At 63.4% G+C, this 13,153-nt stretch carries 11 protein-coding genes; 9 read left to right on the top strand and 2 right to left on the bottom strand.

Annotated elements, in window-relative coordinates; genetic code table 11:
• Nucleotides 1-34 precede the first annotated feature (34 nt).
• From FAZ30_RS17070 to FAZ30_RS17030, 9 genes are all read left to right on the top strand, one after another.
• Nucleotides 35-1,465 (top strand): coniferyl aldehyde dehydrogenase, encoded by a 1,431-nt coding sequence (locus tag FAZ30_RS17070; protein ID WP_124643955.1) that lies wholly within the window; start codon nt 35-37, stop codon nt 1,463-1,465.
• 1 nt (nt 1,466) lies between these two features.
• Nucleotides 1,467-1,982 (top strand): hypothetical protein, encoded by a 516-nt coding sequence (locus FAZ30_RS17065; RefSeq protein ID WP_124643956.1) that lies wholly within the window; start codon nt 1,467-1,469, stop codon nt 1,980-1,982.
• Nucleotides 1,983-1,990: 8 nt separating this feature from the next.
• Complete coding sequence (locus FAZ30_RS17060; RefSeq protein WP_124643957.1) at nt 1,991-3,583, top strand: GMC family oxidoreductase; 1,593 nt, start codon at nt 1,991-1,993, stop codon at nt 3,581-3,583.
• Between the two features lie 152 nt (nt 3,584-3,735).
• Complete coding sequence (locus FAZ30_RS17055; RefSeq protein ID WP_124643958.1) at nt 3,736-5,058, top strand: TolC family protein; 1,323 nt, start codon at nt 3,736-3,738, stop codon at nt 5,056-5,058.
• Between the two features lies 1 nt (nt 5,059).
• Entirely contained in the window at nt 5,060-5,971 is a 912-nt protein-coding gene (locus FAZ30_RS17050) for an HlyD family secretion protein (RefSeq protein ID WP_137009915.1), read from the top strand.
• Complete coding sequence (locus FAZ30_RS17045; protein ID WP_205676611.1) at nt 5,890-7,917, top strand: ATP-binding cassette domain-containing protein; 2,028 nt, start codon at nt 5,890-5,892, stop codon at nt 7,915-7,917. Before FAZ30_RS17050 ends, FAZ30_RS17045 begins: the two co-directional genes overlap by 82 nt.
• Entirely contained in the window at nt 7,914-9,068 is a 1,155-nt protein-coding gene (locus tag FAZ30_RS17040; protein WP_124643961.1) for an ABC transporter permease, read from the top strand. The genes FAZ30_RS17045 and FAZ30_RS17040 overlap by 4 nt, the downstream gene beginning before the upstream one ends.
• Nucleotides 9,065-10,225, top strand: a complete 1,161-nt coding sequence (locus tag FAZ30_RS17035; protein WP_124643962.1) for an ABC transporter permease — start codon at nt 9,065-9,067, stop codon at nt 10,223-10,225. The genes FAZ30_RS17040 and FAZ30_RS17035 overlap by 4 nt, the downstream gene beginning before the upstream one ends.
• A 185-nt stretch (nt 10,226-10,410) precedes the next feature.
• Entirely contained in the window at nt 10,411-11,508 is a 1,098-nt protein-coding gene (locus FAZ30_RS17030; protein ID WP_124643963.1) for an NAD(P)-dependent alcohol dehydrogenase, read from the top strand.
• Between the two features lie 85 nt (nt 11,509-11,593).
• On the opposite strand, the gene FAZ30_RS17025 is transcribed toward FAZ30_RS17030, so the two are convergent.
• Complete coding sequence (locus FAZ30_RS17025; RefSeq protein ID WP_124643964.1) at nt 11,594-12,241, bottom strand: TetR/AcrR family transcriptional regulator; 648 nt, start codon at nt 12,239-12,241, stop codon at nt 11,594-11,596.
• Between the two features lie 60 nt (nt 12,242-12,301).
• The gene (locus FAZ30_RS17020; protein WP_124643965.1) at nt 12,302-13,150 is read right to left on the bottom strand and encodes a mechanosensitive ion channel domain-containing protein; all 849 of its coding nucleotides are present in this window, start codon (nt 13,148-13,150) and stop codon (nt 12,302-12,304) included.
• Nucleotides 13,151-13,153 lie beyond the last annotated feature (3 nt).

Here is a 13,153-nt window from a genome sequence, read left to right as displayed (position 1 = left end):
CGTTTGCCGGATGGAACAACACGAGGATAGCACAATGAATGTCATGCCAATGCCGCAGGCAAGCGCTGCCGGCTTGCCGGATGCCCATGCCGCCTTGCGCCGCGCTGCGGCTGCCGAGCGTTTCCCTGCACTGGCCCGCCGGCTGGGCTGGCTGAATACGCTGGAGCAGCTGATCCAGCAAAACCGGGATGCTCTGATCGCGGCCATCAGCAGCGATTTTGGCCAGCGCAGCAGCGTGGAAACCCGGCTGGGCGAGCTGTTTCCCAGCCTGGAAGAGTTGCGCAGTGCGCGCAGTCAGCTGCGGCGCTGGATGAAGCCGCAGCGGCGCGGGGTGTCGTTGTGGTTTCGCCCGGCGCGCAATCGCGTGCTGCCCCAGCCGCTGGGCGTGGTGGGCATTGTGGTGCCGTGGAATTACCCGCTGTTTCTTGCCCTGGGCCCTTTGATTGGCGCACTGGCGGCGGGTAACCGGGTGATGATCAAGATGTCGGAATTCACCCCTGCCACCGGTCAGTTGCTGGCAGAGCTGGTGGGGCGTTACTTCGAGCCGGATCTGATCCGCGTGATCAATGGCGGGCCGGAATTGGCGCAGGCTTTTACCCGCTTGCCCTTCGACCATTTGCTGTTCACCGGCTCCACCGAGGTCGGCCACCATGTGATGCGTGCTGCGGCTGACAACCTGACTCCGGTCACGCTGGAGCTGGGGGGCAAGTCGCCGGCACTGGTGGCGCGCGATGCCGATTTTGCCCGGGCGGCGGAGTCGATTGTCGCCGGCAAGCTGTTCAATGCCGGCCAGACCTGTGTAGCCCCGGACTATGTGCTGGTCAATGCCAAGGACCGCGACCGGCTGCTGGCCATGCTGGATGCCGCCGCGCCGCGGGCCTATCCCACGCTGGCCAATAATCCCGACTACAGCAATATCATCAACCAGCGCCATTACCAGCGGCTGCAGAGCTGGCTGGACGAGGCGCGTGCGGCCGGTGCCGACATCCGCCAGATCAACCCCGCCGCCGAGGATCTGTCCGGCACCCGCAAGCTGCCGCTGACTCTGGTGCTGAACTGCCCGGCCGATTGCGCTCTGCTGCGCGAGGAAATATTTGGCCCGATCCTGCCGGTGGTCTGTTACGACAATTTCGACGAGGCCCTCGATTACATCAACGCCCGGCCACGACCGCTGGCCCTGTATCTGTTCGACAGCGACCCGCTGCGTATCGAAAAAACCCTGCATCAGACCATTTCCGGCGGGGTCTGCATCAATGAATCCGTGCTGCATGTGATACAGCACGATATGCCTTTTGGTGGTGTCGGGGCTTCCGGCATGGGGCATTACCATGGTTATGAAGGTTTCCTCACCTTCTCCAAGCTCAAACCGGTGTTCGAGCAGAGCCGCTGGTCGGGTAGCTGGATGACCCGGCCACCCTATGGCCGCACCGTGCAATGGCTGCTCCGCTTGATGATGCGAGGCTGAGATGATCACCCGACGCCAATTGATCAAGACCGGCATGGCCGGTAGCGTGGTATTGCTGGCGGCCGGCTTCCTGGCCGCCCCGCAGCCGGATCTGCCCACGGCCAGCCAGGACCACCATGTATTTCTGCAAGCGGGTGACGAGCAGATTATCCGCAGCCTGGCTCCGGTGATGCTGGGCATGGCCGGCCTGCCGCTACCGGACATCGTGCGCGGGGTGGATGTGGCCATCCGCAATCTGCTGCCTGCCGTGCAGCAGGAGCTGCGCCAGCTGTTCGACCTGTTGGGCAATCGCTGGGGCCGGCGCTGGCTGGCTGGTGTGCACGGCCCGTGGGTACAGGCGACGCCGGATGATCTGGCCGCTTTTTTGCGGCGCTGGCAGCAAAGCCCGCTCTTGCTGCTGCGCTCCGGTTATCAGGCCCTGCATGCGCTGATCAATGCTGCCTGGTTTGGTAACCCGGCGAGCTGGGCTGCGCTGGGCTATCAGCAACCGCAACAGGTCATGGGGCTACTGCCATGAGTGACAAGATGAGTTTGCCCGATCCGGTGGCCGAGGGCGTGGCCAGCGGCTGGCGGGTGCTGGATGGTGCGGCGCAGACGCAGGATCTGCAACTGACTTGCGATGTGCTGATCATCGGCACCGGTGCCGGTGGCGGCATGACGGCCGAAGTGCTGGCCCAGGCCGGGCTGGATGTGCTGATGGTGGAAGAGGGGGCGCTGCGTACCTCGCGCGATTTCCGTCTGCTGGAAGCCAAGGCCTATCCCGAGCTGTATCAGGAATCCGCTAGCCGCAAGACCGCTGACAAGGCCATCAATATCCTGCAGGGGCGCACGGTGGGTGGCAGTACCACGGTCAACTGGACCAGCGCCTTTCGCACGCCGCCGGATACGCTGAACTGGTGGGGCGAGCGCTATGGCCTCAAAGGCTTGAATCCGCCAGCCATGGCACCGTGGTTTGACATGGCCGAGGCCAGGCTGGGCATCGCCGACTGGCAGACCGATCCCAACCCCAATAACAGCGTGCTGGAACGTGGCTGCCAGGCGCTGGGGCTGAAGCATGGCCGTATCCGTCGCAATGTGCGCGGCTGCTGGAATCTGGGCTATTGCGGCATGGGCTGCGCCACCAATGCCAAACAGTCGATGCTGGTGACCACCATTCCCGGTGCCTTGCAGCACAAGGCCGGGCTGTTGTCGCGGGCCAGGGTCGAGCGCCTGCTGCCGGCGGCGGATGGCAAATCCTTGCTGGGGGCCGAGGGCCGCCTGCTGGCTGCTGATGGCCACAGCTTGAATGGCCGCCAGTTCAGCATCAAGGCCAGGCATGTGGTGCTGGCCGCCGGTGCCATTGGCAGTCCGGCCATTCTGCTGCGCAGCGAGCTGGGCGGGGGGCAGGTGGGCAAGCGCACCTTCCTGCACCCGGTCGTCATCAGCGGTGCGGTGATGCCGCAACGCATCGAGCCGTATAACGGTGCCCCGCAAACCGTGTATTCCGACCACTTCATGCACACCCAGCCGCTGGATGGCCCACTGGGTTACAAGCTGGAAGTGCCGCCGGTGCATCCCTTGCTGATGGGCGTCACCCTGTCCGGCTTTGGCCAGGAAACAACCAGCCTGATGCAGCAGCTGCCACATCTGAACGTGATGCTGGCCTTGCTGCGCGACGGCTTTCATCCGGACAGCCAGGGTGGCCAGGTGCGCTTGCGCAAGGATGGCTCGCCGGAGCTGGATTACCCGCTGAATGATGTGCTGTGGGATGGCGTGCGGCGCAGCTGGCTGACCATGGCCGAACTGCAGTTCGCCGCCGGTGCGCGCCAGGTGCTGGTGCTGCACGAGCAGGCGAGCCTGCAAAGCAGCTGGCAGGCCACGCGCGAACAGATCATGCAGCTGCCGCTCAAGCCCTTGCTGGCGCGGGTGGTCAGTGCGCATGTCATGGGCGGTGTGGCCATGAGCAGTCAGCCTGAGCAGGGCGTGGTGGATGAATATGGCCGCCACTGGCAGCTGCGCAATCTCAGCGTGATCGATGGTTCGGTCTTTCCCACCAGTATCGGGGCCAATCCGCAACTGTCCATCTATGCGTTTGCCCTGCGTGCCGCACATCAGTTACGGGATGCGCTGAAAGCCTGATTTTTAGAGTAAAAGACCAAAAATAGCTGCTTTTGTCAGCTTTTTTGGTCTTTTTTTGCGTTTTATCGCCAGCGGGCTGATGCAGCGCAAGCGCCATCACTGTCATCGCAATACAATCTATTCATCTTGATGAATGAGTGTTCATTACTGCAATGACATTTTTTTCGGGTTCGCGCTGTGGGCTGCTAAGCCTGCTGATCGCAACGGCTTGTGCCCAGGCAGAATCGTTGCAACAAGCCTGGCTGCAGGCCGAGCAAAGCAGCAACAGCTTGCGTGCCGAGGCGCGCAAAGTAGGGGCGGCGCATTTGCAGGAGCAGGTGGCGCAGGCGGCAGCCGGCCCCACGCTCAGTGTCGATGCCGGCTGGAGCCGGCTGGACCACACCCCGACGGCACGGCTGGATGTCAGCCCGCTCACCCAGGGACTGGGGGCGCTGGCCGCCCGCTTGCCGGCCGCGGTGGATGTGCCACTGACCGATGAGGATGTGCGCTTTGCCAATGCCCGCCTCAGTCTGCCGGTTTACACCGGCGGCAAGCTCGATGCGCTGCAGCAGTCGGCGGCCGCAGCCACCAGTGCCAGCCGCTATGGGCAGGAGCAGGCGCGGCAGGCACTGCGCTTGCAGGTGGCCGAAGCCTATTTCAATGTGCTGCGCGCCGGCCATGCGGCCACGGTGGCTGCGCAGTATCTGGCCAGCTTGCAGGCCTATCAGCGTGATGTGAACAATTTTTTCCGCAAGGGCGTGGTAGCGCGGGGCGATGTGCTGGGGGCCGAACTGGCGGTGGCCGAAGCACGGCAAAAGCAGATTGCGGCACAGCAGGCGCAAAGCCTGAGCCAGGCGGCCTATAACCGCTTGCTGGGACGCGCGTTCAGTCAGCCGGCACTGCCGGATGAAGTCACATTGCAGACCGAGCAGCGCCCGCTGGGGCAGCTCAGCGATCTGGCCTTGCGCCAGCGCCCGGAACTGGCCGCCTTGGCCGAGTGGTCGACCTCCCTGCAGGCCAGCGCCCGCAGCGTACGGGCGGAAAGCCTGCCGCAAGTGGGGGCCTATGCCGCCTACAGCTATCTCAATAATCCCTATCTGGTGAACAAGGGCGTCGGCTCGGTCGGGCTGGGCGTGAGCTGGACGCTGTTTGACAGCGGCCTGATCCGCGCCCGCGCCGGCAGCATCGGCGAACAGGCCATGGCGGTGGAGGATCAGCTGCACGAAGCGCAGTCGCTGGTGCGGCTGGAAGTGGAGCGCAGCCACAGCCAGCAAATCGAGGCTGCAGCGCGGATCACGGTGGCGCAGGCGGCCTTGCAGTCGGCGGACGAGTATCTGGCCATCCAGCGCGATCGCTACCGCAACGGCCTGGCCAATCAGACCGAAGTGCTGGTCGCCGAAGCGCGGCGGGCGGACAGCCAGCGCAATCTTTTCAATGCCCGCTATGACCACGCCCTGGCGGTAGTGGCGCTGCAACGGGCTATCGGTGAGTTGTGACATGAACAAGAGCAAGTTGGTATGGGCCGGTCTCGGGCTGGCATTGGTGGGGGCGGTGGCTTATGGCGTGTGGCAGTCGCGCGACCGTGGCTTGGCGGATGGCCTGCTGCAGGCCAATGGCCGGCTGGAGGGCGATAGCGTGCTGGTGGCCGCCAAATATCCCGGCCGGCTGGCCGAGGTGCGGGTGCATGAGGGCGATGTGGTCAGCAGCGGCCAATTGCTGGCCCGCCTGAGTTCGGACGAGCTGACGGCACGGCTGGCGGCTGCCCGTGCCGCGCTGGCTGCGGCCCAGGCGCAGCAGCAGCGCGCCAGTGCCGTTGCCGCCCAGGCTGACAAGGATGCCGCCCGTTTTGCCGACCTGCTGGCGCGCGGCTCGGTGGACCGCATGCATGCCGAGCAGATGCAGCTGGCTGCCGTGAGCGCACGCAGCCAGCGCACCCAGGCAGCCGAGCAGATTCATCAGGCCGCCGCTGCCGTGGCCGAAGCCTCGGCGGTGCTGCAGGAGCTGCAACTGAAAGCACCGTCCGGCGGCATGGTCAGTACCCGCCTGCGCGAACCGGGCGAGATGCTGGCGGCCGGTGGCGCGGTGGTGGAAATCGTCGATCTGAACCGGCTCTATCTCAAGGTCTATGTGCCGGAAAACCAGATCGGCAAGATCAGGCTGGGCTTGCCGGCGCAGATCTATACCGATGCCTTCCCGCAGCAAGCTTTTGCCGCCACGGTCAGCCATATTGCCGCCCGTGCCGAATTCACCCCGAAAGAGGTGCAGACGCCGGATGAGCGGGTCAAGCTGGTGTATGCGGTCAAGCTGGCCTTGGCCGACAACCCGGCATGGCGACTCACGCCCGGCTTGCCGGCCGATGCCGTCATCCGCTGGAAGGACGGCGTGGCCTGGCAAGCGCCGCGCTGGTAGCCATGAGCGACACCATCATCCGCGCCAGCGGCTTTGGCAAGCGCTATGCTGGTCATCAGGCAGTCAGTGGCCTTGACCTTGCCGTGCAGCGCGGCGAGCTGTACGGGCTGATCGGCCCCGATGGCGCCGGCAAATCCAGCCTGATGAAGGCGGTGGCTGGCGTCTTGTCCTACGAGCAAGGCCAGCTGGAGGTATTCGGCCAGTTGCTCGACAGCGAACGCAGCGCCGAAGTCATCAAAGGCCGCATCGGCCTGATGCCGCAGGGGCTGGGGCAGAACCTGTATGGCGATCTGTCGGTCGAGGAGAATGTCGATTTCTTTGCCCGGCTGCGGCTGGTGCCGCACGCAGAGGCCGCCGCCCGCAAGGAGCAGCTGCTGGCCATCACTCGCCTAGCCGCCTTTCGCCAGCGGCCGATGAAGCAGCTGTCCGGCGGCATGAAGCAGAAGCTGGGCTTGGTGTGCACGCTGATCCACGCCCCGCAGCTGATCATCCTGGACGAACCGACCACCGGGGTCGATCCGGTATCGCGCCGTGATTTCTGGTCCATTCTGGCCGAGCTGATCGTCAGCCAGGGCCTGACCGCGCTGGTGTCCACCGCCTATATGGATGAAGCCAGCCGCTTTACCCGCATGAGCGTCCTGCATCAGGGGCAGAAACTGGCCGAGGGCAGCCCGGCGGAGATTCTGCAGCGCGCGCCGGGCAGCATCGTGCTGTGCCGTGCCGAGCCGCAACTGGAAGCCATGCGCCGCCTGAGCGCCATTGGCGGGCAATGCGAGGCGATGGGGCCGGCCATTCGGCTGTTTCTGCCTGGTTTGACGGCAGAGCAGGCCCGCTCCCGGGTGACTACCTTGTTGGCCGGGCTGGATTGCCAGCAGCTGGATGTGCTGGAACCGGAGCTGGAAGACGTATTCGTGGCCCTGCTGGCCGCACCCGGCCCGGACAGCCAGCAGGCACAGACCCTGGCTGCGCTGGCCGCGCCGCGCCAGCCGCTGGACAGCAGCGCGCTGGCCATCGAGGCCAAGGGATTGAGCAAGCGCTTTGGCGATTTTGTTGCCGTGGGTGACGTCAGTTTCCAGGTGCAACCGGGTGAGATTTTCGGCTTGCTGGGTGCCAACGGGGCCGGCAAGACCACCGCCATCAAGATGCTGACCGGCATCCTGCCGCCCAGCAGTGGCAGCGGGATGGTGGCCGGGGCTGACATGAAGCAGGCCGGGGCGCTGATCAAGTCGCGCATCGGTTATATGTCGCAGGCGTTTTCGCTGTATCTGGACCTGAGCGTGGTGGAAAACATCCGCCTGTATGCCGGCATCTACGGGCTGGATCGCCAGCAAACCGCGCTGCGGCTGGCGTGGATTCTGGATATGGCTGGCCTGCATGGTCACGAAAACGATCTGGCCAGCACCTTGCCCATGGGCTTGCGCCAGCGGCTGGCCCTGGGCTGCGCCCTGGTGCACCAGCCACGGGTGCTGTTTCTGGATGAGCCCACCAGCGGGGTCGATCCATTGGGCCGCCGTGCCTTCTGGGACATTCTGTTCCGCCTGTCGCGGCTGGACGGGGTGGCCATGCTGGTGACCACCCACTATATGAGCGAGGCGGAACATTGCGACCATCTGGCGCTGATGTTTGCCGGCCGCGTGGTGGCGGATGCCTCGCCCCATGCCATGAAGCAGCAGCTGCAGGCCGAGGTTGGCCAGCTCTACCAGGTCCGCGCTGACAACGCCGCCGCGCTGGTGGCAGCACTGCGCCAGGCCGGGTTTGCCAATGTGTCGCCGTATGGCACGGCCTTGCATGTGCTGACGCCGGACGTGGAGCGGCTGGGCACGGTATTGCGTGGATTGGGGGTGGCGCAGCCGCCGCAGTCCCACCCCATCAGCATGGAAGATGTGTTCGTGCAGCGGGTCAGTCAGCTGGAGGCACAGAAGTCCGCACAGAAAGGCAGCGCATGAATCTGCAACGTGTATGGGCCATCGCCGGCAAGGAGTGGCGCGAAATCGTGCGCGACCGGCTGTTTTTCTCGCTGGCCTTTGTGGTGCCGGCGCTATTGATGCTGCTGTTCGGTTATGGCCTGTCGCTGGATGTGGAAAACATCCCGTTTGCCGTGGTCGATCACGACCGCAGTGCTGCCAGCCGTGATTATGCTTACCGCTTTATCGACTCGCGCTATTTCCGCTTTCACGGCTACGTCGGCGACGAGCGCATGGCCGGGCAGCTGATCGGCTCGGGCGAGGTGCGGGTGGTGCTGGTAATTCCGCCGCAGTTTGGCAAGCGCCTGGCGCAGGGCCGGCCAGCTGCCATCCAGACGCTGGTGGATGGCAGTTTTCCCAGCCGCGCCATGACCACCAAGGGCTATGTCAGCGCCATCAATGCCGCCTTCAGTCTGGCAGCGGTGGCGCAGGCGGTATCGCATGCCACCGGCCTGTCGCAGCAGGACGCCCTGGCGCAGCTAACGCCTATCGCGCTGGAGTCGCGCTATCTGTACAACCAGAGCGTGTCCAGCATCTGGTCGCTGGCCCCCAAGCTGATCATGGTGATCCTGATGCTGTCGCCGCCTTTCCTCACCGCGCTGGGCGTGGTGCGGGAAAAGGAAAACGGCTCCATCTTCAATATCTACGCCTCCAATGTCAGCCGCGGCGAGTTTCTGGTGGGCAAGCTGGCACCTTATGTGGCCATTTCCAGCGTCAACATCCTGCTGCTGTGGCTGCTGGCGGTGTTGTTGTATCAGGTGCCGTTCAAGGGGAGCTTGCTGTTTTTCCTGCCCGCCACGCTGGTGTACGTGCTGTGCACCACCGGTATCGGCCTGCTGGTATCGGTGCTGGTGCGTACCCAGGTGGCGGCGATGATTGTCACCATGGTGGTGACCATGATTCCGGCCGTGCTGTATTCCGGCCTGATCATTCCCATCGTGTCGCTGGGGTCCGGTGCCCGGCTGGTGGCTCAGCTGATGCCAGCCATGTATTACACCGATATCGTGGTGGGCTGTTTTCTCAAGGGGGTGGGGCTGCTGTCGCTGTGGCGGCCGCTGGCCGTGCTGGCTGGCTATGCCTGCCTGCTGTTTGCTATTGGTTATCGACTATTCAGCAAGAGGCCGAATACATGAAATGGCTGCCATCTGGCTGGCAACTGCACTGGCGGCGCTTTGCCGTGATGCTGGTCAAGGAGTTGAAGCAACTGGGGCGGGACCGGGTATTGCTGGCCTTCATCGTCTACGCCTTTACCGCCGATATCTTTCTGGCGGCTTCCGGTGTGTCCTTGTCGCTGAATCATGCCGCCACGCTGGTGCAGGATCAGGACCGCAGCCCGCAGTCGCGTGAATTGTTGTCCCGTTTCCAGCAGCCCTATTTCCGCATGGATGGGGCGGTGGCGCAGGATGCCGCCGCGCTGGCGGCGCTGGATCAGGGCCGTGCCATGCTGGTGTTGTCGGTGCCGCCGCAATTCGGCAAGCAACTGGCCAACGGTCAGTCCACCAGCGTGGCCATGCAGGTGGATACCACCAATTCGGTACTGGGTTTTCTGGCCACCAGCCATGCCCAGCAGATTGTCAGCCAGTACGGGCTGGAGTCGGCCATGCGGCGGCTGGGGCTGGACGACAAGGCAGCGGCCAGCCTGCCAAAAGTGCAGAACGATATCCGCGTCTGGTACAACCCGAACCAGCAGGACAGCTGGTTCATGGGCGTGGCCGAGATGCTGAACATCGCCACGGTGTTTGCCGTGCTGCTGCCGGCTGCCGCGCTGGTGCGCGAGAAGGAGCGAGGCACGGTGGAGCAGCTGATCGTGTCGCCACTGACGCCGTTCGGCATCCTGTTTCCCAAAGTGGTGTCGATGACTGGCGTCATCTTGTGTGGCGTGGCGCTCAGCCTGTTCCTGATCCTGATTCCGGTGTTTGCCATTCCGGTAAAGGGCAGCCTGCTGCTGTTTTTTGCCTTGTCGGCGCTATACGTGTTTACCACGGCCGGGCTGGGGCTGTTTGCCGCCACCATTGCGCGCAATCTGGCACAGGCGGGGATGTTGTCCATCCTGATTCTGGCACCCATGCTGTTTCTGTCCGGTGCCTGGACGCCGCCGGAAGCCATGCCGGTGTGGCTGCGCGGGCTGATGTATGCCTCGCCCTTGCACTACTATCTGGACATCGCTTTCGGCGTGCTGCTGAAGGGGCAGGGGCTGGCGGAATTGCAACCGGCGATCCTGGGCATGAGCGGCATCGGCCTGCTGGTGTTTACCGGTGGCCTGCTGCTGTTCAGAAAACAATTCGACTGAGCCGGACCGGCTGTTTTGTCGGGCCAGGGGAAACCACTAGGGGAAACCACCAGAGGAAACCAATAGTGGCGCGGCTTGCCTGAGAGTGATAGCCGCCCGAGCATGGGCGGTGACACTGCTGTGCGCTGGCAGCCCTGCCGGTGTGCGGCACTGCGTGCATTGCATCTCTCATACAGGAGATATCCATGAGCAGCATGATGAAAGCAGCAGTTTTTGTGGCGCCGGGCCGGATTGAAATCGCCGAAAAGCCCATTCCGGACGTAGGTCCCAACGATGCGCTGATCCGCATCACCACCACCACCATCTGCGGTACCGATGTGCACATCCTCAAGGGTGAATACCCGGTAGCACCGGGCCTGACCATTGGCCACGAGCCGGTGGGCATCATCGAAAAACTGGGCAGCGCAGTCAGCGGCTATCAGGAAGGCCAGCGGGTGATTGCCGGGGCCATCTGTCCCAATTTCAATTCCTATGCGGCGCAGGATGGTGTGGCTTCACAGGATGGCAGTTATCTGATTGCCTCCGGCAAATGCGGCTGCCACGGCTACAAGGCCACGGCCGGTTGGCGCTTTGGCAACCTCATCGACGGCACCCAGGCCGAGTACGTGCTGGTGCCGGATGCCCAGGCCAATCTGTCGCCCATTCCGGATGGCCTCAGCGACGAGCAGGTGCTGATGTGCCCGGATATCATGTCCACCGGTTTCAAGGGCGCGGAAAACGCCAATATCCGCATTGGCGACACCGTGGTGGTGTTTGCCCAGGGGCCGATTGGCCTGTGTGCCACGGCGGGAGCACGCCTGCTGGGGGCTACCACCATCATCGCGGTGGATGGCAATGATCACCGTCTGGGGATTTCGCGGCTGATGGGGGCGGATATCACCCTCAATTTCACCCAGTGCGACGTGGTGGACGAAGTGATGAAGCTGACCGGCGGGCGCGGGGCGGATTCCGCCATCGAGGCGCTGGGCACCCAGCACACCTTTGCCTCGGCCTTGCGCGTGCTCAAGCCCGGCGGCACCTTGTCCAGCCTGGGTGTGTATTCCAGCGACCTGACCATTCCGCTGGGGGCGTTTGCCGCGGGCCTGGGCGACCACAAGATCAATACCGCGCTCTGTCCGGGTGGCAAGGAGCGCATGCGCCGGCTGATGGGGGTGATTGCCTCGGGCAGGGTGGACCTGGGGCCGCTGGTGACCCATCAGTACGCGCTGGATGATATCGAGGCCGCTTACGACCTGTTTGCCCACCAGCGCGACGGTGTGCTGAAGATCGCCATCCGTCCCTGAGTCTGCACCAGCCAGGCTGGCTGGCTGAAACAATAAAGGCCGTCGTCCCGTGGGGCGGCGGCCTTTTGGCTTGTGCTGGCAGGAGTTAGCGGCCGGCGTGGCGTTCGCTCAGCTGCTGGAAGGGGGTCATGAAATCCGGCTGCACATAGGGCTTGAGCAGTGCCATGACCTGGCGCACGCCGCGATGACCAGAGGCTTCGGTAATGGGCGATTTGGGACGCGAGGTTTGCTCGAAGGCAAACCAGAATTTCACCACCAGCCAGATATTGATGCTGACCGCTTCGATATCGTCTTCGTCCATCTTCAGCAGGCCCAGGCGGATGAATTCGCGGAAGTGCTCGCCCAGAATGCCCTTGAGTTCGGTATTGACGAACTGGTGATACTCCGACTGCAGCTGCGGACTGCGCGCCAGCATGCCGGGCAGGTCGTAGAACATGAAACGGAACTGCCACATCGCCAGAAAGGCGGTGTCCAGATAATTGACCAGATCGGCCACCGTCATGTCGCGCGCTTCCGGTACGGCCAGCCGTTCATTGATGAAGTCGCGGTACATCAGGAAAATCTGGTAGACGATCTCTTCCTTGTTGCGGAAGTGGTAGTACAGATTGCCCGGACTAATGCCCAGATGCGCGGCGATATGGTTGGTGGTGATGTTGCGCTCGCCCTGTTCGTTGAACAGTTTCAGACTTTCCAGAATGATGCGGTCGTAGGTTTTGATGCGAGGTTTGCTCATGGGGCACCGGACAATGGGGCAAGTCGGGATTATAACTGCTGTTTGGAGTTCTAGCTCTAATTATTTGGCCGGAATGTCCGGATAGCACTGTTCCATGAACTGGTGAATGATGGCCTGCTCGATACGTTGCCTTTCCTTGGCCGGAATGGCGATGCGCAAGATCAACTGATAGCGTTTTTCATCCACCGCCTGCATGCCGATGCGCGGTTCTACCGATGGCGTGTCCACCAGATAGCGCTCGGCCATGCGTTCCATGTGGACGCGCGCCGCCTCAACATGCTGCTGGCAGTGCTGCTCGGCGGCTTCCAGCAGCAGGCGCTGGGCGCGGGTAGGCGGGATGTGATAGCCCATGGGGATGTTGATGATGTGCATCACATAATCGCCCATGTAGTTTTCCCGGATCACCGCATTGGACAGCAACAGGCTGTTGGGAAAGGTCAGGGCGCGCCCGGTCATCTGGTGCGCATTGTGCTGCGGTCCGATCTCCATCACCGTGGTCGACAACAGGCCGATGTCCACCACGCGGCCGCGTATCGTGCCAACCTCGATATGGTCGCCCAGGCTGTAGCTGTTGGAAGCGTGGCGCACCACAAAGCCGGACACGCACAGGATCAGCTCCTTGGTGGCCAGAATCAGCGCCGCGGCAAAGGCCAGCATCGAGACGGCGATGGTTTGCAGCTCGTTGGCCCAGATCATGCCGATGCCGGCCAGGCCGGCAATGAACAGGAAGTTGCGGGTGGAAATCGACCAGCGCCGTCTTTCCTCCACCGGCACGCTCACATTGCTGGACAGGATGCGGCCCACCACCACGCGGATCAGCAGCAATACAGCGACCAGCATCAGCGAGCGCACGATCTCGTGAGAGTAATCGGTGCGCAGCTGGCGGATCAGTTCGAGCAGATCTTGCATGGT

Source organism: Aquitalea aquatilis (assembly GCF_005155025.1).
In the GTDB taxonomy this organism is placed as follows: domain Bacteria; phylum Pseudomonadota; class Gammaproteobacteria; order Burkholderiales; family Chromobacteriaceae; genus Aquitalea; species Aquitalea aquatilis.
Note: the sequence above shows the minus strand (reverse complement) of the source record. Positions and strands in the feature narration are given on the sequence as shown.